This window comes from Rhizobium atlanticum (assembly GCF_030182485.1).
GTDB lineage: Bacteria > Pseudomonadota > Alphaproteobacteria > Rhizobiales > Rhizobiaceae > Rhizobium.
Window position 1 is genome coordinate 163,751 of record NZ_JAQJCJ010000015.1, and the last position, 22,554, is coordinate 186,304.

Consider the following 22,554-nt stretch of genomic DNA (forward strand, 5'->3'; position numbering starts at 1 on the left):
TCAATAGCATAGTTTATTGCCAAAAAGATAATAATAGGCAAGCTATTTGCGCGACGCACAAGTGGCGCATCAAAACACCCCCTACCTTTCTGCCCCGCTTCCGCGCGGGGCTTTCTCTCCCACGACCATGCGTTGGTCGTGGAACTTTGTTGCGTTACTGCGTTTACAGCTATCTAGATCCGATCTTTCCGTACGCGCGCCTTGGCCCCCGCTTCGACGGGGCCCTTTTTGTCTGGCATCGTACGGGAACAGCAGAGAAAGAATTAGGTTAGCTCACTGGACCGCGCGAGGAAGGTCCTCGCGACGTGCCCGTCCTCTTAGAGATCCAAACCAGAGTTGGGCCGTGCGGAGGTAATTCCCAGTTCTCTCGGAGGTGCTTCGCACGGCCCAAGGCCGCATGATGGCCGATGGCGGCATTATCCAGTTTCTCACTTCAAACGAAGCGACCTCAAGTTTGTTGAAGGATACCCGCCTCCTTTGCCGCAGCCTCAAACGCAGATCGCGCTTCCGTATCGGGAACAACGCCATGCGCCGCGTCCAGGCATACCTTCCACGCTGTCGCATAGCTCGCGTTTTTCTTGTCGGGCCAGTATTTCTTCAAGAATGCGACCGCCTCTCTAGCGTTCCTGATGACGTGAACACGATCATCTATCTTCAATTGGACGTTCGCGTCCCAGATGCTGATCATGGCGTCCTCCGTGGGCAGGCTTCCTACAACGCATATTAGGAAAGTCTGTTCCAAGCGGACGATCCTACCGAAATTTTGAAGGGCGTCATGATCCCTTCTTTCCCACATCACAACTGGCCTCGTCTCGGCGGGCCTCTTTTTGGTCAGCCGCCGCTATTTTCCGGTCGCCCACCCCATTGCCGCCGTGCCGAACTTTGTAAGGATGAAGGTGTGCGCCGACGCCCCTATTTCAACAATACCTGACCCTCCAAGCCCCATCAGCTTCCACCTATCCCCCTTCTTTTGTCCGCCAGCGGACGGGAACTGCAGGCAGAGAACTAGGTTAGCTCATCGGATCGCGGGAGGAAGGTCACTGCGCAGCGACCAGGCCGAGAGCCTGTTCACCCGTTTCGGGCCTTCCTCGATCGAACTCGATTTGCTGATGGCAGCCAAGCGCCGCGCGCCTGTTCTGCCGGACAGAATTGCCGAATAACGCCTTTCACGAACGGATTCGATAGATGAGCGACAGACGCCATGAGTGGATCAGCAAACGGGCCTATGCGATCTGGGAAGAACAGGGCCGCCCTGACGGCCGGGACAGCGAACATTGGCGCCAGGCAGTCGCCGAGCGGGACGCGCTGGAACGCACGCAGGCCTCCGTCGACGGGCGCGAGGTGCTGGTGAAGTTCCGTCCGAAGCCGCAACGGCCGGAACTGCCACGCGACGGCTGGCTCACGCCGCCCGCCAAGGCCGGCTGATCCCACGGCCAGCGGCTTGCCTCACTGGTCTCAGATACATTGATCAGCCGCTTTGTTGGCAGCGGAATGCCTTCCTCTTTGCAATCCGCCCACCTAAGAGTCGGGTCGTGCAGCAATTCCCAGTGAAGTGCTCTCCAAGCATGTCTCCGTGCGGCCCCACACTTTCGATGTTTCTCAGGCGTTGTTTTTCGCCAGTGACGCAATGATGGCATCGAGCCGTCGGGTGGTTTCCTTCGACGTCTCCCGGTGCTCTTCGCGAAGATCCTTGATGCTGGATTCCAGCCGATGTGATTTGGCCATCGAGATCGGAGCGACTGACGTATTCGTCGCGGATCCTGTTCAGTCGACCTTGCACTCTTGCGAACCACACCATCGGGTCGTGCGGAGGCAATTTCCAAAGCGACACAGGAGCGACGAAGGATAATCTTCAATCCGTTTGACTATTGAGCGCGGCCAATTGGAAGACCGGCGCGCTCAAGAACACAGCGCTCGGTGTCGAAGCCGTGAAGGCCGGAAAGAGTGTGTATTTTACGACGCTCGCCGACCTCATTGGTTCGCTTGCCCGTTCCGAACGAGAAGGCAGGCTTCAGGAGCGCATTCGCTTCTTCTGCAGGCCAAGCTTGCTGATTGTCGACGAGATCGGCTACCTGCTGGTCGTTCAGGGCGGCGGCAATCTCTTCTTTCAGCTCGTCAACGCGCGATATGAACGTGGTGCGATGATCCTGCATGCGGAGAGCAGAGGGAATTCGATCGTAAGGCTGTGCCGCGGAGCATGCAGCAACATCTGATCAGCGAGATCGAGCGGCATCTGAGATGCGCCACCTGCGGCACGAAGGCGGGGAAATTGAGGTTCGGCTATTATGTGGAGGGTGACTGATGCGGTGGCAGCCGGACCGGAAGGGAGATACGACGCCGCGGCTGACCAAGTGCGGATGTGGCGGCAATGCGAAAGTAGTCTACGACGCCCCGTCACGGATCGTTTGCACGAAATGTGGGTCGGAAGTTGCGGCGAAGACAATGCCTTTCTTCCGGGATCTTGCCAGGCAACGTGAGCACGAGGCCTGGCGGGCGGCAGCCAAATGGAACGAGGGGATCATTCCGCAACGAGCATTGAAGGACATTCGACGGCGCCGGGGGCGAACGTCCGCCGAGCACTATTGCAGTGTCGCCGGTTGCGCCAAGTGGGGAAGCTTCGGCTTTTCCCAATCGAAGACCGTTGAAACGCGCTGGTGGTGCTTCGAGCATTACCCCTATTGGGACGAGATCAAGAGCCGGAGCAATTTGAAATGATTGCTGGGCTGATCCTTTGCGCCTCGCTCACGGCCGTCGACGGCGACACGGTGAAATGCGATGGGCAGAACATGCGACTGCTGGCGGAAGGTGTTCCGTTCGTCTCGGGCATCGATACGCCGGAGATCGGGAGCCACGCGAAGTGCCTCAAGGAACGAAAGATGGCGCTGATCTCCAAGGGAAGGCTGAACGAGCTTTTGGCTGAAAAGGGATTGAGGGTCGTCTTCAGCGGCGCGGTGGATCGTACGCCATCGCACCGGCGGCTCGTTTACATCTACAGAACGAACGGTGAAGAGATCGGGAAGAAGCTGCTTCGGGAAGGATTTGCGCGCGCATGGAGCCCGAAGCAACGAAACGACTGGTGTGATTAGCTGGCGAGCCCTACCCCAGCGCTCGCAGAGCCAGCAGGTCCCCATAAGCCTTTTGGATAGATATTCGTCGTGCTCCAGCACGGTTACCATCTTCGCGCGAAATGACTGGGATGGGGCATGCGTCAGGGTTATCGCCTTCCGCAGAGGAGACCGGTGCTGTTCAGGGCGCCGGGTTTGGTGATCGGCGCGGTCGCGTTTGGTGCGGCCGGCGGCTGGACCGCGAGCGACATGCTGGCCTCATGGAGCGCTTCTGGCGGCTCCGGCCAATCGTGCAGGATCAAGGGCAACATCTCTATCGACACGGGCGAGCGCATCTTCCACGTGCCGGGGCAGAAATACTACGAGCAGACGAAGATCAGCCCCAGGTATGGAGAACGGTGGTTCTGCTCGGAATTCGAAGCCTGGGCCGCCGGCTGGCGAAAATCGAAATCCTAGCGAACGGAGACAAAGAGGCCACTTGCATAGCGGCCTCCATTTCTGGAAGTAGCGTGGCTCCGTTCAGCCCGCGCTTTTAATACTTGTGTTGCAGAGGCTCCAATAGCCGCCGCCCTTCTGGATCCACTTCAGATCGCCGAGCGTGCCGGCATCCTTGGCAGCGTGATAGGCATCAACGCAGGTGTGCAACCGGCCCTTGGCAGGCGTTTCGCTCGAGTATTTCTTGTCGACTGCCTTCGGGAACTTCACGCTTTTCGGAGCCGCGGTCGTGGGCTTTTCCGGCTCTTTGTCGGTTGTTTTTGCGACATCCGCTTCGTCTTCCTTATCGGCGGCTGCAGCGTCCGCGCCGCAGAATTTCGCGCGGAAATCGTTCCATTTCATGTCTTTTGCAGAGCCGTCGGCTTTGGCGGCCTGATATTTTGTACTGCATTCCTTCATCGTCAGCGCATACGCCGGCGACGACATCATGAAAGCAGCCACCAGAGAGCCGGCAGCGGAGAGAAGAAGTTTGTGCGAGATGCGATATGACTTAGTCGATGCGACGAAAACCATGACACTCTCCTTGGTACGTTCGCCAACCCTGCTACGGTTACACCTGCCGGATGAACCTCCAATGAACGTTTATTGTTGCAAAATTCAGGGCCGATTGGCTCGCCATCGACGCAGCTACTGCGCGCAGAAATTCTGATAATTCCACAATCTAGAGATATTCGACAGCAACCGCGGTCAACCCCTATAATTTAAAGAACCGGCTCGGTGGGTAGCAGTCAAAGGCGTTGAGGAGCGGGCAATGATCGAGAATTCTGTCACCGTCTTTGAACGCCACGGCGTGTGGGTCGTGTCCATTGTCGATCACGGCGGAACGCAGGAAAAAGAATTTATTAAAGAGGAATTCGCGCGAGCCTACGCGGCCGGCCAAGCAACACGTATTCAGAAAGAACTTCGGCGGAGAATCTGACGTCACTCATATAGCGCGAGGGGCCGCCCAACACACAGGAGACAAATTGCTTGGGGTCAGCAAATAACGGCGCTGAGCGGCATGATAAATAATAAGAAGTGGTCTTTCGAGATCCAGTTGTTTTCCGCCTTGGTCCCAAATCGTACAATAAGCATAAATGATAAAGTAATACTTATTGTTATTAGACAGAATTTCGAGCAACATAGTTGTGCGGCGCCTAAGTGCGCAATGCCTACAAAATAACCCCACGGTGCTCACCCCGCGAGAATGCGGGGCTTTTTTGTCTGGCATCTACTTAAGCGAACTACAAACCACCGCTCTCTATAGCCCGACTTTAGTCCGTCTTTTTCTCGGTAAGATTCAAGCTAGATTTTCTTCATCCTTGTCGAGAGGACGCCAGGGAGGTTTAGCAATGTTGCTGTGTATCCAGTCAGAACCTCCCTGGCGAAGTAAATAACACCTTTGTTTGCCAAGCTGAGTTAAACCATGTCCAACGCCGTAGTGGAACTTGGTCAGTCCCTCTTTGTTGTTAAAACTCGCCCCGCTTCGGCGGGGCCTTTTTGTCCGGCATCGTACCGGAACCACATTGGGACAATGAGGTTAACTCACCGGATCGATGGAGCTGCGCTACGCGGCGACGTCCGCTTTAGTTCCCATGTCTTAGATACCCGCCATCTGCCGAATTTTGCGCTTAAGAGAACCAGGTTCTTTTCCAATCAGCGTTCGCCCCGTTAAATATCCAGAAACCTCATCAGATAACAAAGCAAATGAAGCGTAAAACAAAATAACGACGGGCGAAAATATAAAAAGCACACACAACATCGCGAGCCCTGGCCCGATCGATGACTCAGATGACAAAGTGGTCGCCAAGACAACAAGAGGAATCCAGGCAAGGACGGAAATTAAAAGCCCAGTTATTATAGCATAAAGGCCATATTTCTCTTCGTTTATCACCAAAATTCTTAGAAAACTAAAAACGTATCTTCGCATCTTCAGTCCCTTGGCGATTCTGTTAAGGCATTAGCCGTCTTCAGTGGCGCGTCATGAACATACCACCTTACCCTGGTGGTAGAAACTATTTTGCGGTTAACGTCGACGTCGCCAAGGTATGAAATTGCGCAGACATCAATGCTCCGGGTAAGTGAGATCATTGGGACTCGACCCGTCATTTCATTCGCAGGTTTCCATGCGTATTATTGCTGCAGCCGCTTTTTGTTTATTTCTGATCAAAATTGCAACCGCTCACGGCGCGGAAGATAGTCGCTCTTCTCATCAGGCGTTCAATGGGGAGGATAAATCCTGCTATGCCGTCAACCGCGCGTACGAAAATACGCGTAATAGCGGGCGCTACAGCTATACCTTATCGGAGTTGCAAGAAGATGGTCATCTCAGGCCTTACATGGAGACGCGAGCGATAGACAATCTCCTCTATTACAGAATCGAAAATGGCGGCTGGGGTGAAGGAAGGCGGCCTATTCTTACCCCACTCGATGCAAATTCGGGACTGCCAGTCTTCACGTCTTGTAAAGAGCTCGAAGACGCGCAAACCGAAGTGGGTCTTGCTCTTCACTATTCCGCGTACTGGCACCGCTACGAATCGAGCGCGGCGATAGAAATCTGGATATCGAAGACCTCCGGGAAATTCATCAAGACAATCAGGCGCTACGATCAGGGTGCAGGAGATCTGCCATTTCAGGTGGCTGTGGAAATTATAGATTATGACAGAACCCACGCAATGAAACCGATAATCCCACCCTGTTGGACCCTTGATCTGGAGACTGCGCCAGCCATCTGCATTGATCTCACCTCTCCGAGCCCAATCACGGTCCATTGACCAGTCGAAGTTTCCCGTTTCCGCCCAAGCGATGCGTCGCCGCCCGACACTCACGCGTTGTTTTTCGCCAGTGACGCAATGATGGCATCGAGCCGTCGGGTGGTTTCCTTCGACGTCTCACGGTGCTCTTCGCGAAGATCCTTGATGCTGGATTCCAGCCGATGTGATTTGGCCATCGAGATCGGAGCGGCGGACGTATTCGTCGCGGATACTGTTCAGTCGTCCCGCCCCCTCGCCTCCAGAGTCATCGGCGCCATCAGGAGGCGCCAAACAGTCAGCGGGTCGGCGCGACAGTTACCCTCGGCACGGAAGCAACTGCGGCCGACATCGTAACGGCGGCCAGCAGCGACCTTGCTTTAACAACCAAGCTTCCAAACTCCGGCATCGCACACCAAAGCAATCACTGGCGTCGTAAGCTATCACATCGGAGCGGCAGCAATCGTAGCCCTCCGGCGTTGAATCGTCGCGCGAGCTGCACCACATTCATGGCGTACTGGCCTGAGCCGGACGTTACGACAAGGCGCTGAACTCAGTCGCTGGTGTATGGCGGCGGCGTTCGATTCTTCGACCGTCGCCGCGTTTTTCTGCGTCGAACGATCGTACTCAGCGTCGCGGCTCGATGGTCGCTTCGCCGAACATGACGCCGCGCGTCAGTGGCTTGGCGAGGAAATCGTGCGGGAAGCCGAGAACGACGGCGCTGGCCTCAGCGAGGCGGGTGCGATGCTCCTCCGACAATACGACATCGAGCGCACCGAGATTGTCTTCAAGCTGAGCCATCGTCTTCACACCCATTATCGGAGAAGTCACGGCAGGATTGGTAAGCGTCCAGGCGATCGCCACCTGCGCAGGCGTCTTGCCGATCTCGGCCGCGACCTGCTTCACGACATCTGCGATACCGAGGCTGCGCTCGCTCAGCGAGCCGTTGCCGGCAGCCACATTCTTGCGGGTGCCGACGGCACTTGCCGTGCCGGCTCCGATGTCAAGATCGGAACGGCTGTATTTCCCTGTTAAAACGCCCATGCCGAGCGGTGACCAGGGGATGACGCCGAGGCCGAGTTCACGAGCCATCGGCATCAGCTCACGCTCAACCGTGCGCTCAATCAGGCTATACTCGATCTGCAGAGCTACCAGAGGGGCCCAGCCGCGCAGATCCGCCAGCGTCTGCATGCGCGCCACCTGCCATGCCGGCGTGTCGGAAATGCCAGCATAGACGATCTTGCCGGCACGCACGAGATCGTCCATCCCCCTCATGACCTCATCGACCGAAGTCGTGAAGTCCCAGGCATGCAGATAGAAAAGATCGATGTAATCGGTGTTCAGCCGCTTCAGGCTGTCTTCCACAGAGCGAACCATGCTGCGGCGGTGATTGCCGCCGGAGTTCGGATCCTTCGGGCGTGAGGTGATAGTATATTTGGTGGCAATGACAAGCTCGTCGCGGCGGCCTTCGGCAAAGCGACCGATCAGTCTTTCCGAGGTTCCGCCTGTATACTGATTGGCAGTATCGATGAAATTGCCGCCGCGATCGACATAGGCGTCGAACATGCGACGCGATTCCTGCTCGTCGGCGCCCCAGCCCCAATCGGTTCCGAAGGTCATGGCGCCGAGCGAGAGCGGCGAGACTCGCAGGCCGGAACGGCCGAGGAGACGATAGCGGTCAAGGGACAGGGTGTTCGTTGTTCTATCTGACATTGGATAATCTCCTGTGTTGCAGACAGAAGATGCGCCTTGCCGATACTCGCCACAATGCTACATTATCGACATGACTTCTTTAGAGAAGATAGCATAATGCGCGGCAGCGATTATGCGGAACTCAGGGCTTTCGTGGCAGTTGCCGAACATGGCAACTTTGCCCGCGCGGCTGCCCGGCTCGGCATGTCGGCCTCCGCACTCAGCCAGACGATCCGCACACTCGAAGAACGAATGGGAATCCGTCTGCTCAACCGCACGACACGCAGCGTGGCGCCGAGCGAGGCTGGCCAGCGATTGCTTGCCGGACTAGTGCCCGCACTTGCCGATCTCGACCGGGCAGTAGCGGATGTTGCGGCGCTGCGCGATAAGCCAGCCGGTCTCCTGCGCATCACCGCACCGCGGGTCGCGATCGTCCACACGCTGGCGCCGTTGATTGCTCCCTTCAATGCAGCCTATCCCGATATCATCATGGACATTATCGTGGATGACAAACTTACCGATATTGTCGCCGGTCGTTTCGATGCCGGCATCCGACTAGGCGAGATGGTGGAAAAGGACATGGTAAGTGTAAAGCTCGGCGGTGAGATGCGGCTCGTCGTCATCGCCTCGCCGGGCTACGTCGCGCGCCACGGCATGCCGCAAACGCCGCGCGACCTGCGCGACCACTCTTGCATCGCTTCCCGGTGGCCGACGGATGGCAGCCTCTATCTCTGGGAATTCGAACGCTGCGACGAGAAGCTCGAAGTGGCCGTCTCGGGGCCGCTCAGTACTACCGACAACGACCTGATGCTGCGGGCCGTGCTGGATGGTGTCGGGATAGCTTATATCTTCGATCATCACGTGGCGGAACATCTCGCCGCGGGCCGGCTGGTCAGCATACTTGACGACTGGACACCCCCCTTCCCCGGCTTCCACCTTTATTATCCCAGCCGGCGTCAGATGCCGCCGCCGCTGCGTGCCTTCGTGGATTTTGCCTGCGGCAACAGACTGCCTTCAGAGGCACAAGTCAGTCAGGAATAGCTGGCTGGGGCACCTATTTCTTTTTTCAATCAGTGTTACCGGATGAGGCGACACCAGACCACAAATTGCCACTTCGCTTCCACTCGTGCGCCGCAATCCGCTCTGTATTTTCTGTACCAGAACGGCCCTGGTCCTCTCTGAACTGTATGGATTGGTTACAAACGCAACTACAAAAGTCCAAGCACGTTCCCCGATAGGAGTTCCTCAATCCGGCTTGATTGTGACAGTAGACGATCGCGCCATGCTGGTCAGATCGGATTATCTCGGGCGACAGGTCGCCGCTTGATTCTTGTCATGACGTCGGAGGTATCAACGCGGGACCTAGGCGTAGATTTTCACCAAATGGTGCTATTTAGAACATCAGTACAAGGATAATAGACGATGCGATCGACTATCAATCTCGATGACACTCTTATGGAGAGGGCCAGGTCCCTGACCGGCACAAAAGAAACCGCTGCTCTCGTCCGCCAGGCGTTGGAGACGCTTGTCCGAGTAGAGTCCGGAAAACGCCTGATCGCGTTCGGTGGAACTATGCCCGATGCGGAGGCAGCTCCACGTCGCCGGAGCCCGACGACCAAGTGATACTGGCAGACACTTCTATATGGATCGATCATTTTCGCCAAATTGATGCGGAGCTTCGGACGATCATTGAGCACGATCGTCTACTCTGCCATCCGGCTGTGGTCGGCGAACCGGCGCTTGGCAGCCTTCGAGATCGCGAGCGTGTGATTACATTTCTGGCAGCCCAGCGCCAAGCGTTCGTCGCAACGCACGACGAAGTGATGACAATGATCGACCGTCACGGCATCCTCAGTATGGGCATCGGCTATACCGATGCCCACTTGCTCGCCTCGATACTGCTTGATCGGCGAGCGGCATTATGGACCAAGGACAAGCGTCTGCAGGCGGCGGCCGAAAGGCAGGCGCTTCATTGCATAAGCCCGCCCATCCCCGCAACTAAACACCAAAATAGTCCGACTTTTCCGATTATCCGGTCTCTGTCGCCTTGATGAGAGCAGAACCAAACCCGTCATTCAGCATCTGCTTGCAGTTGATGGCAATCGAATCACCGCGGTGCAGTGGCTATCATTAGTCAGCAGCAAATCTAATGAAAATTCCTGCCCTTGTTCTCCGGCTATGGATATCAAAGGTCCGGCATAAACATATCTCTCAGCCGAAGCCCCGGCGCCGGCCGTTCGCGAGAATTCGGACTGCCCAGAGAGCCGTGCGCGAACTCGTCGCCGCCGCGGCCGGTCGGCGGCCGGAACTCACTGTCGCGCCCGGCAGGCAAGGCAGATCGGCCGAGAGATCGAGGAGCTGCTGAGCGACGAGGTGTTCCAGGTCGGCTTCCTGCTAGATCCTGCCATTGATCACGATGGCGCCGAGCACCGCCCTGCGCGAGCCAATGTTCGAACCGACCTGACGCCACGCTTCAGCGCCGGCGAGCCAGCCAAGGCACGGCGATGCAAACTGTCCTATCGATCGAATAACTCTCAAGAAGATATCAGCGGTGGCCGGAATAAAACTCCAACAGCATCTGCAGCTTAAGATCGATGATCATGTGCCCCGGGAAGGTTCGCGCGATAGAGCCGCTGTTGACGATTGAGGAGCATCGAATCGCCGAATTCATGCGCACGGTAGCGGCATCCCGTGAGAGCTGCGGAGGCGCTGGCGAGCAGGCCGTCGTCGGCAAAGGCGCGCAACAGCTCGAAATGGCTTTCGCCGGGCTGGTGGACGCCGGTGAGAACCGCATCGACGACGTGGAGCGGAGTGCCACGGCCGATGCGGCCTGTCGCAATACCATCTCCGGCACGCACGCTGCCATCGGGATTGGCGGCTGCTTCAAGTGCGCGCACGACGCTGGTGCCGATCGCGATGATGCGGCTGCCTCTGAGCTGCGCCCGCGCGACCTGCCCCACGGTGCATTCAGGGATGTGGTAAGGCTCGTCAAAGGGAAGGCGCGAGTCGAGTGCGGGATCGCCGGTGGAAGAAATGCCCGCGGCATGCGTGAGTGTTGCAAAACCAATCTCGCGACGACGCCAAGCTTGCAGTGTGCGCCAGTCGAGCGCGAAGGAAGCGGATGGCGCCTCGAACGCGACCGGCCGGGCGGCAATTCTCGTCCAAACATCCCATAGTGCTAACGGCTCGGGAACATGCGCGTATTGGATCGGCCAGCCATGCTGCGCCAGTCCTGCAAACATGGCTGCTCGGGTGCCCTGGAAGCTGAGCTCGACAAGACGAGGATGGTCGAGAACGCGCTCGACATTGGCTTCAAGTGAGCCGAACTGGAGGCGATCGCCTGATGACAGCGCAGGCGGCGGCAGCCGATCTTCCGTGCGGGTGCGATGATCGCCAGAGCCGAAGGCTATCGCCATGAAGCGGACTGGAGCGGAAGCTGATAGCCAGCCGGCTAAGCGGATCTCGATCGCCTTTCCGCATTGGAGATGCGTGCCGTGCAGGCTGGCAGGCAAGGTCGCGGCGTCGTTGGCGACAACCAGATCGCCAGGATCAAATAACGTCCCGAGGTGAGCCCGCGGCAGGTCGCGCATCGTGCCGTCCGCCTCAACGACGAACAGCCTGGCCGATTGCCGATCGGGGCGATCAGCGGCGATCATGCGTGGGCTCCGGCGGTAAGCGCAGCGTGAGCCGACAACGCCCCGATCATCGTTTCGAGGATCTCGGCAGCGGCCAGTTTCGGGTCTTTCAAGCTCGAAGGATCGGCGTCCGGGAGCGCCAACGCGTGCAGCGGGGTGTCCATATCGCCAGGGTCGAGCGCAAGGAACCTTATTCCATCTGGCTTCGACTCCTCGTCCCAAATTGCCGTCAGATGGGCAAGCGCTGCCTTGCTCGCGCCGTATGCGCCCCAACCGGGATAGGCGTTGACCGCCGCGTCGCTGGAGATGTTGATCACCAGCGCGCCGCGGCCCTCGCGCGCGGACGCGGCAAGCGCACCGAACAGAGCTTTCGTCAGCCGGAAGACGCCAAGCAGGTTGACAGCAAGCGCCGCCTCCAGCTCCTCGCACTCCGTGTCGGCAAGAAGCGCCAGAGGCACAGGACCGAGGTTCGATGCATTGTTGATCAGGACGTCGACCCCGCCAAGATTGGCACTGATCTGCATCGCGATCGGATAGATGTCTTCCTTCTTGCCGATGTCGGCGACAATGCCAAACGCGCCCGTCTCGGCTGCGACGCGCTCGACATTCGCGGCGGTGCGGGCGACGAAGGCAATGCTCGCACCCTTCCCGGCAAGCTGCCGCACAAGCGCCAGCCCGAGGCCGGAAGTGCCGCCGGTGATCCCTACGCGAAGTCCTTGAAGATCGATATTCGCCTGCATTGCGGTGCTCCTTCAATGGGTACGCGTAACTGCTACAAGTTCAAGTGAACTTGAAGTCAAGAGAGCTTCGTGCTTTTATTTATACATGGATCCGATGCTGACCATCACCGACGTGTCGCGACGCAGCGGCGTTGCCTCATCAGCTCTGCGCTTCTATGAGGAGCGTGGGCTGATCGCATCCGAGCGCGCCGGCTCGGGACACCGACGCTACCACCGGTCCGCATTGCGGCGGATCGCTTTCATCGTCTTTGCACAGCGGATCGGGCTGACGCTTGAGGAGATCGGCGCCGAGCTCGCTAAGCTGCCGGCCGATCGCGTACCGTCACGTCGGGATTGGTCGCGGCTGTCGAGCGCGTGGGCAAAGCGTATCGACCAGCGCATAGCCGAGTTACAGCGCCTACGGTCCGGTCTTGGCGAATGCATCGGTTGCGGCTGCCTGTCGATCGATCGATGTCGCTTGGCGAACCCTGCCGACGTGGCAGGGCGAAAAGGGCCGGGAGCGAGGTACTGGCTGGGGTGAATGAGCCTCCAATGGTATGCCGAACGATCTTACGATCTTGCCGGTTATTCATTGTGTCATGTCCCGACTTCACCTCCACAATGAAGATTGGCTTACGATTCGGCGACTCGGCTCCGGGCCACTGCCGCCGAAGGAGGTGACAATGACGGAAAGCAAATTCCTGACCCCGGACTTCAGCAAATCTCTGCTTTTTCATTTGTCCGCCCTTCAAGAGGCCGGACTCTAATCCAATCTCGAGGAAATTACCCGTGGCAGGTCAACGGCGATCAATTGGCGACTCGACTCCTCCAGAACTGGGCGTGGAATGAGGTGATCAGCTCAACGTATGAGCTGCAAGATCGGCTTTAACCCTGTCTATGGAGCGGTAAGGACACGCCGCTTGCCAAAGACGCTGTTCGACCGTTCAATCGCATCGAAGCAAGATGAGCGACATTTGGCGAAAGCCATGTCGCGCGAAAAGGCCGACGCCTCGCATACCTCTAAGGTGTAGACCTTGCTTGTTGCTCCTTTCGATTAGCTATTCCACGGAGCGAGCAATCGGTCTTGGCAGATCTCCGGAGATAGCTGGATATTTGGGATCGCGCCCGACCGTCAGAATTCAGCTTTGGAGAACAATTCGACGATCCAGTCGAGGAATACGCGCACCCGCGGCGAAAGCTGGCGGTTCTGCGGATAGAGCGCGGTAAGCGGTGTCGGCGGAGGAAGATAGTCGGCAAGGACCTCGACCAGCGTCCCTTCGTCCAGATTCCGCTGGAGGCGGTAACGCGGCGCCTGAATGAGGCCGAAGCCGAGGCGGGCGAGATCGGTCATGGTGTCGGAGTTGTTGACCGTCAGCCGGCACGGCAAGGATACGAAACGGACAGTGTTGCCGACCGTGAACTCGAGAGGCATGATCTGCCCGGTACGGGAGGATATGAAACCAACGGCGCGATGCCCCTCCATCGCGTCTGGGGAGCGTGGCATTCCGTGCCTTAATATATAGGCTGGGCTGGCACAGGTGATTTCAGCGATCATCCCGAGACGACGCATGATCAGGCCGCTATCCGAAATCTCTCCGGCGCGGATGACGCAGTCGATACCTTCCCTGACGAGATCTACCAGCCGGTCGCCCTGCCCGATCTGCAGGTCCAGCAGAGGATACCGATCGAGGAACTCATTGAGTCGCGGCAACAGGAATGTGCGTGTCAGCAAAGGGTGCGCGTCGACGCGCAGCAGGCCGCGCGGTTGCATGTCACGGAAGACGTTTTCCGCCTCGTCTACCTCGGCGAGGATCGCCACACATCGCCTGTAGAAGGCTGCGCCGTCCAGTGTCGGCGCGACATGCCGGGTCGTTCGCTCAAGAAGGCGAACGCCGAGATCGCCTTCTAGCTTTTTAATCGCCTCGGTGGCCGTGGAACGGGCAAGCCCAAGGTCGGACGCCGCCGCGGCGAAGCTACGCCGCTCAACGACCCGGATAAAGAGCTGCATGCGGTCAAGTCGATCCATATCTTTATTCACCACAGACGAATTCTCATGTCAAATGTTGGTGGATTGTTCTCCCGGGACACCATCGATATCTCCTGTTCCGTCATAAAGGAGAAGGTTACAATGAGCATCAAAGGGCAGCGCGTCGCTATCGTCACCGCGCATCGAAAGGGATCGGCCGAGCCATAGCGCTTCGGCTGGCGCAAGACGGCATTGCCGTCGTGGTGAATTACGCAAAGAGCCGTCAGGCGGCTGATGCGGTCGTCGCAGACATTGAATCGGGCGGGGGGAAGGCTCTCGCAGTGCAGGCTGACATTAGCGCTCCAGCCGCAGCTGCCGATCTGTTCAGCGCGGCCGACGAACGCTTCGGCGGGACCGACATACTGGTCAACAATGCCGGCATAATAAAGTTGGCTCCGATTGCCGATATGGACGACGCGAGTTTCGAGCAGCAGATGGCCACAAACCTCACAGGGACATTCCGCGCCGTTCGCGAAGCAGCCCGTCGGCTCCGCGATGGTGGGCGCATCATCAATTTTTCTTCAAGCGTCGTCGGCGCTTACGGGCCGACTTACGGCGTCTATGCGGCAAGCAAAGCCGCCGTCGAGGCGATCACGCACGTCGCCGCGAAGGAACTCGGCCGGCGCGGCATTACCGTCAATGCGGTGGCGCCCGGTCCCGTCGAGACCGAACTCTTCATGTCCGGCAAGCCCGACGAGCTGGTCCAGAGAATCGTTGGTACCATTCCGCTCGGGCGCCTGGGCCAACCGGATGACATTGCCTCAGTCGTTTCCTTCCTGGCCGGCCCGGAAGGCGGTTGGGTGAACGGTCAGGTGTTACGCGCCAATGGCGGCATGATCTGAAGCAGAACCCACAAGAAAGGAGATTTCAATGCCATTCGTTAACATAGAGACACCCGAGGGCGCGCTTAGCCGCTACCAGAAGGAAGAAATCGTGCACCGCGCCACCGACATGCTGGTGGAGTACTTCTCCGAGGCGGCACGGCCACACACAATGGTACTGATCGAGGAAGTGAAGGACGGCGGATACGGGCGTGCCGACGAGATTTTCATCCTTCCGGATGCCTATCGCGTCAAAGAAGACGGTTGATCCCGGAGTGCTCGGAGCTGGTGCGGAGGTTCTGCACCAGTTCTCCTAACCAGGGCAGAGGGTGCGGTCTGAAGACGCGAGGAGCGTGACCTGCCACCGCAATTCCTGCAACGGGGCAGTTGTCGGCATTTATGAGGGGGATGTTCGCACCAGGGACACGGTGGCAGCAATCTAGTTGGCGGGCGGATTGGTTACTCTTGCAGGTTGCTCAGCAGCTTTCGACTGCCTCATGTTTTTATTGGTATGGTCCGCGACCAAGGAACAAACACAAGGCCCTGGGGGTTAATGCGGTAGTCGGGCGTAAGCGTAATCGGAGCGTGGCGCTCTCCCCATCCCTCGGGTGTCCGAGGTTGCTTCCAGCTTTCGAGCTGTGACGCAGGGTTCGAATCCCTGCCCCGACAGCCATGTCCGCTCAATCGAACAAAGCTTGCGATTTCTCGTCAGGATACCTGACCTTTGATCCTCATCAGCCAAGGAACCGTGGCGGCGCCCCGATTCAACTTTCAGGCCAACTCGGCTAATGGAAAAGGATTACGGAACGCGGCGCATCAGTTCAAGTTCTACATCTGATGATCGCGCGGCATCCAAGAGGATGCTCCGCTCATTCGAGGAGGCTTTCCGATGAAGATCGCCCAGATCGCACCCCTTGCTGAAAGCGTCCCACCGAAGCTTTACGGCGGAACGGAGCGCATCGTCTCTTATCTGACAGACGAGCTGGTCCGTCAGGGCCACCAGGTCGCGCTTTTCGCCAGCGGCGACTCTGTTACTGACGCCAAACTGGTAGCGTGCTCGCGCATCGCCCTGCGTCTCAATCCAGCAGTCAGGGACCACGTGCCGCACCATATTGCCATGCTGGAGGAGGTTCGCCGCCGGGCACACGAATTCGATGTCCTACACTTCCACATTGATCTGCTGCATTTCCCATTGATTATGGACTTCGCAGACCGAACCGTGACGACGCTGCACGGACGGTTGGATCTACCGGACCTTCGAACATTCTACCAAGCCTTCCCGGACATACCGCTGGTGTCGATCTCAAACAATCAGCGACAGCCCATGCCGCCGGTCAACTGGGCCGGCACCGTTTACCATGGGCTCTCGGACGAGATTCTACCCTTCACCGCAAAGCCGAAAGGAAACTATCTTGCTTTCCTCGGGCGCATCTCGCCGGAGAAGCGACCCGATCGAGCCATCCAGATCGCTGCTAAAGCAGGGATCCCCCTGAAGATCGCGGCGAAGATCGACAATGTCGACAAGCATTACTGGGAAACCGTGATCGAGCCTCTGGTAAAGAGCCATCAAAACGTGGAGTTCGTCGGAGAGATCAACGAACATCAAAAGGCGGAGTTTCTCGGCAATGCCGGTGCATTGCTGTTCCCGATCGACTGGCCAGAACCCTTCGGAGTAGTGATGATCGAGTCTATGGCATGCGGCACCCCAGTCATTGCGTTTGGCTGCGGTTCCGTACCGGAAGTGATTGACGCCGGTGTCTCCGGCATAATCGTCGATACAGTCACCGAAGCCGTGGAAAACATCGACCGAGCACGTACCCATGGTGCACGCATGCGCCGTGCGACCAGGGCTGCTCTCGGGGTGCAGACCGCTGCATGATGGCGAAGAGAGGTAGGGGTCATTCGAATACGCGGGCAATGCCCCGGTCGTCTTCTTTAATCCGGAGGAGGTCGTTGCTGTGGGAGCTCGCCAGCTGGCGCGACCTTTCTCGTATCTGTCTTGGGGCGAAGGGGTGCTCTCCCCCGATGAAGGTTGTTCAGAACAAATGGCAAAGGATATCAGATGACCGATAGCCGCGCCTTATTCGCTGCACGCGCTTTCAATTCTTCCAACCGGGTTCAGCCGCGCCGCCGCTGCCTAAACGAGTCCAACTTCGGTAAGTCGCTTTTTCGAGTGATCGTCATCCAGCATCTAGCGGCTTCCCCGCAACCGATGCCTGTGGGTGGCTGCGACACCGGTTTGAAGATCAACTGATTACCGGCGCTATCGATCTCGGTTTCGATTTACGATTTGGGGTATCGCTGCACCAATATGTACTTCGGCAGCCAGTTGACCGTGGGCTTCCCAAATCTCGATTGCCTGCGGGATTTCCGCCTGATTGGTTAAGATGGCCCTGCCAACCAGTTCTCTGAGGGCTTCGCCGGCTTCTTCTCTCACCAGCGTCTCGCGAGATGGCTGCTTATGTGCCATGACCGTCTTCTCGTGGACGATATGCCTGTTACTCACGAGTTTTTGGCGTTGATGCTTGGCGTGAGGCGATCTGGGGTCACCGACCATCTGCATATCCTGGAGGGCATGCGCGCCATCAAGTCGACGCGAGGGAACGTCAAGATTTTGGACCGCCAGATTCTCCTCGATGTTGCCGATGGTTGTTACGGCGCTCCGGAAGCCGAGTACGAAGGGCTTCTGGGATTCCCGTCGCCAGACGATCAAAGGCCGGCAAGATTAAAGGGGGCGTGGAGTACGTGGTCCGGATCTACGATGGGTAATCAATAATCAGCCTCAACAAACTATCCTCATCCTTCACGCCATGTTGATACGACTGGATAATCCGACAGGCGAGGTCCTGGCGCTGCGGGTCCGAGGTGATCTTCTTCACCGATATGACGTGATCGAAGACCCTTTGGCAGAGGGCCACTTCGGCTTCATTCAAAACGATCTGGGTTTGGAATACTTGGGACGGGATCATAACGCCCTTACTCCCCGATGCTAAGGTAGGGCGGGAATGCAAAGGTTCAACTTGGCAGATGTCTTGAGACGTCGGGCCGTGCGGAGCGTCGCTTGGGAGCGGACCGGTAAATTGACTCCGCACGACCCAACAGCGGATCGTAAGAGGAAGGCATTACGCGAACTGAACTAACTGGCTTTCTCCCGCGATCCGGTGAGTTAACCTCATTGTCCCAATGTGGTTCCGGTACGATGCCGGACAAAAAAAGCCCCGCCGAAACGGGGCAAGTCTTGACAACGGATCGCACAGGAGGAACACCCGTGCTTTCCTGTTACTTCAACGATAGAGAAACTGACTAAGTTCCACTACCGCGTTGGACATGGTTTAACTCAGCTTGGCAAGTGTTATTTGCTTCGCCAGGGAGGTTCTGACTGGATACGCAGCAACATTGCTAAAACCTCCCTGGCGTCCTCTCGACAAGGATGAAGAAAATCTAGCTCGAATCTTACTAGGAAAAAGACGGACTAAGGTCTGGCTTTCGGGCGCCGTGGTTTTGTAGTGCAGTTCCAGTAACATGCCGGCAAAAAACCCCGCATTCTCGCGGGGCATCTTGTACAATCCTTGCCGCCAGCAGGGGGTGACGTGACAATGTAGAACAGGATTACATGGTTCTGAAGATGGTCAATTAGCTCTAACTTGCCAATCTGGCTGCGGAATCCATTCCGTTACTCGCACCAGTCATTTCGCTGGCCCGGGGTCCACGTCCGAGCAAAATCCTTCCTGCAGCAGCGAACGACTGTGCATAGGCGTCCCTTTTGCGCTATCGTCGTGCCATGCGGTTAGAACCAATTCTCTTGCTCCTTCGCGCCAGATAGATGGAGACAATCGTCGGAACTTGCTTCGCCGTTTCCTTGATCGCCTCGAAGTCAGCATTGCCATCCTTGCACGGCTGGCCATGGGAGTGGCATAAGAGCATGTCTCTTGATAATAGTTGATAAAGAACCTATTCTATCTCGCTATCAGACGGAGGACCGCATGATCAGCGCCGAACTAGGAAAACAGCTCGAAAGCTATATCCAGCAACTCGTCGATACTGGGCGCTATGGCTCGAAAAGCGAAGTCCTGCGTGAAGGTGTGCGACTAATCCAGGACCGCGAGACCCGGCTCGCCGCGCTGGACGCCTCCATCATGCGCGGCATTGCCGATGCGGACGCCGGTCGAACGAAGCCGGCGAGCGATGTTTTCGACCGTCTCGACGCCAAATACCGTGCGATGGCTGACAATGCCGAAAAATCGGCATGATGCTTGAGTTCTCAAGCGAGGCGGAAAACGACCTTGAGCAAATCGCCGATTATATCGCTGAGAACAATCCGCTGCGCGCCCTGTCATTTATCCGGGAGCTGCGGAGCAAATGTGTGGATCTCGTCGATAGTCCGAACAGCTTCGCCCTCATCCCTCGCTACGAGCACCATGGTATTCGTCATCGTGTTCATGGCAACTACCTGATCTTCTACCGCGTCGAAACCGCGAAGGTAGTCATCATCCATATCTTGCATGGCGCCACCGACTATGGCGCCATCCTCTTTGACGAATGATTTGAATGTACCGATCTTGGGGCTACCTCGCACACTAAAGGCGAACTGAGCGGCTACTCTGTGCGTCTCAGCCTCATCGTAAAGATAAACATCCCACAATCGTTTTTGCAGTTGAAGGGATTAGGCCGTGGACTCGTTATGGCGAAGCGTGAGGCGCACACAGGCCAGCTTTGTCATGGCGAGGAAACTCGGTAAGCGCTGTTTTCAGGCCACGGCTTTGAGTTCGTGCCGTCGCCCAGTGTTCGGCCCCGGCGTCGGAACCGGCAAATAGTGCATTCTTGCGATTGAGCGCAATTGGCCTGATGGATCGCTCGACGGTATTGGAGTCGATCTCGATCCGGCCATCGTCGATGAACCGGGTCAAGCCATCCCAGCGTGACAAGGCATAGCGGATTGCTTCGGCGAGCTTCGTCTTCTGACTGATGAGGCCGAGTTGTTCGCGCAGCCAGGGAGCGAGGCTATCTGTGATCGGTCGGCTCTTCTCTTGGCGCGTGGCGCTACGCTCCTCGTGTGTGCGGCCACGTATCTCGTCTTCAATCTTATAAAGTTCGGCGATGCGTTTGATCGCCTCGCTCGCAATGGGTGCTGGACCGGCGGCGGCGAGTTCATAGAAGCGGCGTCGAACGTGAGACCAGCAGAATGCCAGTGACACGGTGTTCTTTGCCGCGAGTGGGCGATATCCACTGTAGCCGTCGACCTGCAGGATGCCGGCGAAGCCGTCGAGATGGGCCATCGGTCGCTCGCCTTTGCGATCCGGGGCATAGATATAGGCGACGCCGGGCGGGTCAGTTCCTTGCCAAGGGCGGTCGTCCCGCGCATAGGCCCAAAGCTGCCCGGTCTTGGTCTTGCCACGACCCGGGTCGAGCACGGGAGCTGTCGTCTCGTCGGCGAAGAGCTTCGACGATGACTTCAAATGATCGAGTAGCCGTTGATGGACAGGACGCAGATGCCAGGCGGCGCGACCGACCCAGTCGGCGAGCGTCGAGCGGTCGAGGTCGATGCCTTGACGCTTATAGATTTGCGCCTGGCGATACAGTGGCAGGTGGTCAGCATATTTGGAGACCAGCACCTGGGCGACGGTGGCCTCGGTCGGAATGCCGCCTTCAATCAGTCTTGCCGGGGCCGGAGCCTGGACCACGACTTCTTCGCAAGCCCGGCAAGCATACTTCGGGCGGCGCAGCACAAGCACGCGGAACTGGGCGGGCACAATGTCGAGCTTCTCGCTGACGTCTTCGCCGATCCGATGCAGGTCATTGCGGCAGCAGGGGCAGGCATGGTCATCAATATCAACCACGATCTCGATGCGCGGCAGATGGGCTGGCAGCGAACCTCTGTTCGTGCGCCGTTTGGCGACCTGCGCCTGTCGAACAGCAGGGGAAGCTTGCTCATTGTCTTCCAGACCGGCAGCCTCGACTTGCTCGGCCTCTTCAAGCCCAAGCAGAAGCTGGTCCTCGGGAAGCGTCTCGGCACGGCGACCGAACCGGTGGCGCTGCAATTCCTTGATGATCTGGCGCAGGCGGGCATTCTCCGCCTCGCGCGAAAGCACCATCGCTTTCAGCGCGTTCAGGTCATCCGGAAGCTCGTCCGCCGTTATCGTCATGGATCGAGAACAGCATATTTTGCAGCTCAGAACGAGAGGCAGGATGATGATGATTCAATTGGTCGCGGCCGCTATCCAGCCTTTATCGGGGTGCGCGTTTCGCTCGGCGTATGCACGCGTTTCCAGTCCAATCCCTCGAACAGAGCCGAGAACTGGGCGGCCGTCAGATGCATCGCGCCGTCCTGCATTCGAGGCCAATGGAACTCGCCATCCTCAAGCCGCTTGGCAACCAGGCACACGCCGCTACCGTCCCAGAAGACCAGCTTGATCCGGTCCGTTCGTTTGGCCCGGAACACGTAGATCGTGCCAGAGAATGGGTCAGCACCCATCTCGGCTTTCACGAGCGCCGCCAATCCGTCAGCGCCTTTGCGGAAGTCGACGGGCTTGGTGGCGATCATCACCTTTACCGCACCGGACGGACCAATCACGACGGAGCCTTCAACGCCTGGATCACAGCAGCAATTGTCGCGCTGTCCGTGCCAGAGGCGATCCTGACGACCGCGCCGCCAACCTCCAGCTCGATTGCCGCAACTGGAAGTGCCCTCCTCGTAATCGTCTTTCGCAGTGTCGGAGACGGCTCTACCGGACGATCAATTACTGCTGCCACAAACATCGGCGGCGAGTCTTGCTGCGCCTGACTTCGCGCCTGCCGGCGCCAGGTAAACAATTGTCCGGGAGACAACCCGTGCCGACGCGCAACAGCACTGACCGACACCTCGCCGCTATAGCTCTCGGCGACAATTCGGTCTTTCTCCTCGTCGCTCCAGTCGCGGCGACGGCCAGCTCCCGTAAAAACCTCAAACCGTTGCACCGGCACGTCTGCACTGGTGCCATGCGTAAACCCTGTAATCGTCATATGTCGAAGCCTCGTTCGGCAATAACATCAACAATCACGCGCTGATCCGGAAGGTGGGGTCAAAACACCGCTTACGAAACTCGTGCCCAACTTCTCATACCGGGTCGCGATCCGTCGAAAACATTTGAGCTTACTAAAGAACCGCTCAATGAGATTTCGCTTTCTGTAAAGCCAAGGGCTGAAGACGACTGGCCTCTTCCGGTTGGATTTTGGCGGAATGTTCGCCCATGATCCTTTCATTCTGACCTCCGCGCGGAGCCAGTCGGCATCATAGGCTTTGTCTGCAAGAACCATATCACCTTGGGATAGATCAGTAAGCAGCTCTTTCGCCGCAGTTAGGTCGTGAGCGTGACCGGGTGTGATAGCAATCTTG

24 protein-coding genes and 7 pseudogenes are annotated in these 22,554 nt (G+C 57.8%); 18 read left to right on the top strand and 13 right to left on the bottom strand.

The features are described from left to right. Positions 1 to 448: 448 nt before the first annotated feature. Entirely contained in the window at positions 449 to 688 is a 240-nt protein-coding gene (locus PH551_RS22005; RefSeq protein ID WP_097601403.1) for a DUF982 domain-containing protein, read from the bottom strand. A gap of 256 nt (positions 689 to 944) precedes the next feature. Here PH551_RS22005 and PH551_RS33055 point away from each other — a divergent pair, with 256 nt between their 5' ends. From PH551_RS33055 to PH551_RS22025, 5 genes and pseudogenes are all read left to right on the top strand, one after another. Next, complete coding sequence (locus PH551_RS33055) at positions 945 to 1,160, top strand: hypothetical protein (protein ID WP_483315442.1); 216 nt, start codon at positions 945 to 947, stop codon at positions 1,158 to 1,160. A gap of 25 nt (positions 1,161 to 1,185) precedes the next feature. After that, complete coding sequence (locus PH551_RS22010) at positions 1,186 to 1,425, top strand: DUF2934 domain-containing protein (RefSeq protein ID WP_097597907.1); 240 nt, start codon at positions 1,186 to 1,188, stop codon at positions 1,423 to 1,425. Positions 1,426 to 1,907: 482 nt separating this feature from the next. Next, a pseudogene (gene istB / locus PH551_RS22015) lies at positions 1,908 to 2,150 on the top strand (IS21-like element ISRel3 family helper ATPase IstB); the annotation flags it as partial. A gap of 561 nt (positions 2,151 to 2,711) precedes the next feature. Further along, complete coding sequence (locus PH551_RS22020) at positions 2,712 to 3,086, top strand: thermonuclease family protein (RefSeq protein ID WP_285194999.1); 375 nt, start codon at positions 2,712 to 2,714, stop codon at positions 3,084 to 3,086. Positions 3,087 to 3,203: 117 nt separating this feature from the next. Then, a complete protein-coding gene (locus PH551_RS22025) occupies positions 3,204 to 3,521 on the top strand; it encodes a sunset domain-containing protein (protein ID WP_285194971.1) in 318 nt (105 codons plus the stop codon). Positions 3,522 to 3,584: 63 nt separating this feature from the next. On the opposite strand, the gene PH551_RS22030 is transcribed toward PH551_RS22025, so the two are convergent. Further along, on the bottom strand, positions 3,585 to 4,040 hold the full coding sequence (locus tag PH551_RS22030; RefSeq protein WP_285195000.1) for a hypothetical protein: 456 nt from the start codon (positions 4,038 to 4,040) through the stop codon (positions 3,585 to 3,587). A gap of 271 nt (positions 4,041 to 4,311) precedes the next feature. On the opposite strand from PH551_RS22030, the gene PH551_RS22035 reads away from it, so the two are divergent. After that, positions 4,312 to 4,479 carry a hypothetical protein gene (locus tag PH551_RS22035; protein WP_285194972.1) on the top strand — a complete coding sequence of 56 codons (168 nt, stop codon included), beginning with the start codon at positions 4,312 to 4,314 and terminating at the stop codon, positions 4,477 to 4,479. Between the two features lie 660 nt (positions 4,480 to 5,139). Here PH551_RS22035 and PH551_RS22040 read toward each other — a convergent pair. After that, positions 5,140 to 5,469: a hypothetical protein gene (locus PH551_RS22040; RefSeq protein ID WP_285194973.1), complete on the bottom strand. Its 330-nt coding sequence runs from the start codon at positions 5,467 to 5,469 to the stop codon at positions 5,140 to 5,142. A 196-nt stretch (positions 5,470 to 5,665) separates the two neighbouring features. On the opposite strand from PH551_RS22040, the gene PH551_RS22045 reads away from it, so the two are divergent. Then, complete coding sequence (locus tag PH551_RS22045) at positions 5,666 to 6,313, top strand: hypothetical protein (RefSeq protein ID WP_285194974.1); 648 nt, start codon at positions 5,666 to 5,668, stop codon at positions 6,311 to 6,313. Positions 6,314 to 6,916: 603 nt separating this feature from the next. Here PH551_RS22045 and PH551_RS22050 read toward each other — a convergent pair. Continuing rightward, positions 6,917 to 8,002 (bottom strand): aldo/keto reductase, encoded by a 1,086-nt coding sequence (locus PH551_RS22050; RefSeq protein ID WP_285194976.1) that lies wholly within the window; start codon positions 8,000 to 8,002, stop codon positions 6,917 to 6,919. Between the two features lie 96 nt (positions 8,003 to 8,098). On the opposite strand from PH551_RS22050, the gene PH551_RS22055 reads away from it, so the two are divergent. The 3 genes and pseudogenes from PH551_RS22055 (at position 8,099) to PH551_RS22065 (ending at position 9,983) form a co-directional block, all read left to right on the top strand. After that, the gene (locus PH551_RS22055) at positions 8,099 to 9,022 is read left to right on the top strand and encodes a LysR family transcriptional regulator (RefSeq protein ID WP_285194977.1); all 924 of its coding nucleotides are present in this window, start codon (positions 8,099 to 8,101) and stop codon (positions 9,020 to 9,022) included. Positions 9,023 to 9,403: 381 nt separating this feature from the next. Beyond that, the gene (locus PH551_RS22060; protein ID WP_285194978.1) at positions 9,404 to 9,604 is read left to right on the top strand and encodes a type II toxin-antitoxin system VapB family antitoxin; all 201 of its coding nucleotides are present in this window, start codon (positions 9,404 to 9,406) and stop codon (positions 9,602 to 9,604) included. Beyond that, positions 9,601 to 9,983: pseudogene (locus tag PH551_RS22065) on the top strand (PIN domain-containing protein). The gene PH551_RS22060 and the pseudogene PH551_RS22065 overlap by 4 nt, the downstream one beginning before the upstream one ends. 183 nt (positions 9,984 to 10,166) lie before the next feature. On the opposite strand, the pseudogene PH551_RS22070 reads toward PH551_RS22065, so the two are convergent. The 3 genes and pseudogenes from PH551_RS22070 to PH551_RS22080 form a co-directional block, all read right to left on the bottom strand. Then, a pseudogene (locus PH551_RS22070) lies at positions 10,167 to 10,423 on the bottom strand (hypothetical protein); the annotation flags it as partial. A gap of 143 nt (positions 10,424 to 10,566) precedes the next feature. Then, positions 10,567 to 11,637 (bottom strand): S-adenosylmethionine:tRNA ribosyltransferase-isomerase, encoded by a 1,071-nt coding sequence (locus PH551_RS22075; RefSeq protein WP_285194979.1) that lies wholly within the window; start codon positions 11,635 to 11,637, stop codon positions 10,567 to 10,569. Continuing rightward, positions 11,634 to 12,356 (bottom strand): SDR family NAD(P)-dependent oxidoreductase, encoded by a 723-nt coding sequence (locus tag PH551_RS22080; protein WP_285194980.1) that lies wholly within the window; start codon positions 12,354 to 12,356, stop codon positions 11,634 to 11,636. Before PH551_RS22080 ends, PH551_RS22075 begins: the two co-directional genes overlap by 4 nt. A gap of 85 nt (positions 12,357 to 12,441) precedes the next feature. Between PH551_RS22080 and soxR the strand changes: the two genes are divergently transcribed. Next, positions 12,442 to 12,876 carry a redox-sensitive transcriptional activator SoxR gene (gene soxR / locus PH551_RS22085; RefSeq protein ID WP_085781855.1) on the top strand — a complete coding sequence of 145 codons (435 nt, stop codon included), beginning with the start codon at positions 12,442 to 12,444 and terminating at the stop codon, positions 12,874 to 12,876. Positions 12,877 to 13,467: 591 nt separating this feature from the next. On the opposite strand, the gene PH551_RS22090 is transcribed toward soxR, so the two are convergent. Further along, the gene (locus tag PH551_RS22090) at positions 13,468 to 14,361 is read right to left on the bottom strand and encodes a LysR family transcriptional regulator (RefSeq protein WP_285194981.1); all 894 of its coding nucleotides are present in this window, start codon (positions 14,359 to 14,361) and stop codon (positions 13,468 to 13,470) included. Between the two features lie 102 nt (positions 14,362 to 14,463). Here PH551_RS22090 and PH551_RS22095 point away from each other — a divergent pair. The 5 genes and pseudogenes from PH551_RS22095 to PH551_RS22115 form a co-directional block, all read left to right on the top strand. Then, positions 14,464 to 15,203: pseudogene (locus tag PH551_RS22095) on the top strand (SDR family oxidoreductase). Positions 15,204 to 15,231: 28 nt separating this feature from the next. Next, complete coding sequence (locus PH551_RS22100; protein WP_285194982.1) at positions 15,232 to 15,450, top strand: tautomerase family protein; 219 nt, start codon at positions 15,232 to 15,234, stop codon at positions 15,448 to 15,450. 621 nt (positions 15,451 to 16,071) lie between these two features. Next, positions 16,072 to 17,028, top strand: a pseudogene (locus PH551_RS22105) (glycosyltransferase family 4 protein); the annotation flags it as partial. Positions 17,029 to 17,244: 216 nt separating this feature from the next. Next, entirely contained in the window at positions 17,245 to 17,436 is a 192-nt protein-coding gene (locus PH551_RS22110; protein WP_157131527.1) for a hypothetical protein, read from the top strand. Positions 17,437 to 17,601: 165 nt separating this feature from the next. Further along, a pseudogene (locus PH551_RS22115) lies at positions 17,602 to 17,958 on the top strand (Crp/Fnr family transcriptional regulator); the annotation flags it as partial. Here PH551_RS22115 and PH551_RS22120 read toward each other — a convergent pair. Continuing rightward, entirely contained in the window at positions 17,939 to 18,151 is a 213-nt protein-coding gene (locus PH551_RS22120) for a hypothetical protein (protein ID WP_285194984.1), read from the bottom strand. The pseudogene PH551_RS22115 and the gene PH551_RS22120 overlap by 20 nt on opposite strands. 1,014 nt (positions 18,152 to 19,165) lie before the next feature. Here PH551_RS22120 and PH551_RS22125 point away from each other — a divergent pair. Then, positions 19,166 to 19,432 (top strand): type II toxin-antitoxin system ParD family antitoxin, encoded by a 267-nt coding sequence (locus tag PH551_RS22125; protein WP_285194985.1) that lies wholly within the window; start codon positions 19,166 to 19,168, stop codon positions 19,430 to 19,432. Then, positions 19,429 to 19,725 carry a type II toxin-antitoxin system RelE/ParE family toxin gene (locus tag PH551_RS22130; protein ID WP_285194986.1) on the top strand — a complete coding sequence of 99 codons (297 nt, stop codon included), beginning with the start codon at positions 19,429 to 19,431 and terminating at the stop codon, positions 19,723 to 19,725. The genes PH551_RS22125 and PH551_RS22130 overlap by 4 nt, the downstream gene beginning before the upstream one ends. Before the next feature lie 232 nt (positions 19,726 to 19,957). On the opposite strand, the pseudogene tnpC reads toward PH551_RS22130, so the two are convergent. The 4 genes and pseudogenes from tnpC to PH551_RS22150 all read right to left on the bottom strand — a co-directional run. Beyond that, positions 19,958 to 21,325, bottom strand: a pseudogene (gene tnpC / locus PH551_RS22135) (IS66 family transposase); the annotation flags it as partial. A 71-nt stretch (positions 21,326 to 21,396) separates the two neighbouring features. Next, a complete protein-coding gene (gene tnpB, locus PH551_RS22140; RefSeq protein ID WP_085777053.1) occupies positions 21,397 to 21,753 on the bottom strand; it encodes an IS66 family insertion sequence element accessory protein TnpB in 357 nt (118 codons plus the stop codon). Continuing rightward, the gene (gene tnpA / locus PH551_RS22145) at positions 21,750 to 22,181 is read right to left on the bottom strand and encodes an IS66-like element accessory protein TnpA (protein ID WP_285194987.1); all 432 of its coding nucleotides are present in this window, start codon (positions 22,179 to 22,181) and stop codon (positions 21,750 to 21,752) included. The genes tnpB and tnpA overlap by 4 nt, the downstream gene beginning before the upstream one ends. Before the next feature lie 27 nt (positions 22,182 to 22,208). Further along, the coding region (locus tag PH551_RS22150; RefSeq protein ID WP_285194988.1) for a transposase at positions 22,209 to 22,554 on the bottom strand (346 nt) is incomplete at its 5' end.

Coding starts and splice junctions, on each gene's coding strand:
- PH551_RS22120 (WP_285194984.1), bottom strand. CDS start 18,151: ATGATCCCGTCCCAAGTATTCCAAACCCAGATCGTTTTGAATGAAGCC.
- soxR (WP_085781855.1), top strand. CDS start 12,442: ATGGATCCGATGCTGACCATCACCGACGTGTCGCGACGCAGCGGCGTT.
- PH551_RS22005 (WP_097601403.1), bottom strand. CDS start 688: ATGATCAGCATCTGGGACGCGAACGTCCAATTGAAGATAGATGATCGT.
- PH551_RS22055 (WP_285194977.1), top strand. CDS start 8,099: ATGCGCGGCAGCGATTATGCGGAACTCAGGGCTTTCGTGGCAGTTGCC.
- PH551_RS22035 (WP_285194972.1), top strand. CDS start 4,312: ATGATCGAGAATTCTGTCACCGTCTTTGAACGCCACGGCGTGTGGGTC.
- tnpA (WP_285194987.1), bottom strand. CDS start 22,181: ATGACGATTACAGGGTTTACGCATGGCACCAGTGCAGACGTGCCGGTG.
- PH551_RS22130 (WP_285194986.1), top strand. CDS start 19,429: ATGATGCTTGAGTTCTCAAGCGAGGCGGAAAACGACCTTGAGCAAATC.
- PH551_RS22045 (WP_285194974.1), top strand. CDS start 5,666: ATGCGTATTATTGCTGCAGCCGCTTTTTGTTTATTTCTGATCAAAATT.
- PH551_RS22050 (WP_285194976.1), bottom strand. CDS start 8,002: ATGTCAGATAGAACAACGAACACCCTGTCCCTTGACCGCTATCGTCTC.
- PH551_RS22060 (WP_285194978.1), top strand. CDS start 9,404: ATGCGATCGACTATCAATCTCGATGACACTCTTATGGAGAGGGCCAGG.
- PH551_RS22020 (WP_285194999.1), top strand. CDS start 2,712: ATGATTGCTGGGCTGATCCTTTGCGCCTCGCTCACGGCCGTCGACGGC.
- PH551_RS22110 (WP_157131527.1), top strand. CDS start 17,245: ATGACCGATAGCCGCGCCTTATTCGCTGCACGCGCTTTCAATTCTTCC.
- PH551_RS22010 (WP_097597907.1), top strand. CDS start 1,186: ATGAGCGACAGACGCCATGAGTGGATCAGCAAACGGGCCTATGCGATC.
- PH551_RS22125 (WP_285194985.1), top strand. CDS start 19,166: ATGATCAGCGCCGAACTAGGAAAACAGCTCGAAAGCTATATCCAGCAA.
- PH551_RS22040 (WP_285194973.1), bottom strand. CDS start 5,469: ATGCGAAGATACGTTTTTAGTTTTCTAAGAATTTTGGTGATAAACGAA.
- PH551_RS22025 (WP_285194971.1), top strand. CDS start 3,204: ATGCGTCAGGGTTATCGCCTTCCGCAGAGGAGACCGGTGCTGTTCAGG.
- PH551_RS22080 (WP_285194980.1), bottom strand. CDS start 12,356: ATGCAGGCGAATATCGATCTTCAAGGACTTCGCGTAGGGATCACCGGC.
- PH551_RS22090 (WP_285194981.1), bottom strand. CDS start 14,361: ATGGATCGACTTGACCGCATGCAGCTCTTTATCCGGGTCGTTGAGCGG.
- PH551_RS22100 (WP_285194982.1), top strand. CDS start 15,232: ATGCCATTCGTTAACATAGAGACACCCGAGGGCGCGCTTAGCCGCTAC.
- PH551_RS22075 (WP_285194979.1), bottom strand. CDS start 11,637: ATGATCGCCGCTGATCGCCCCGATCGGCAATCGGCCAGGCTGTTCGTC.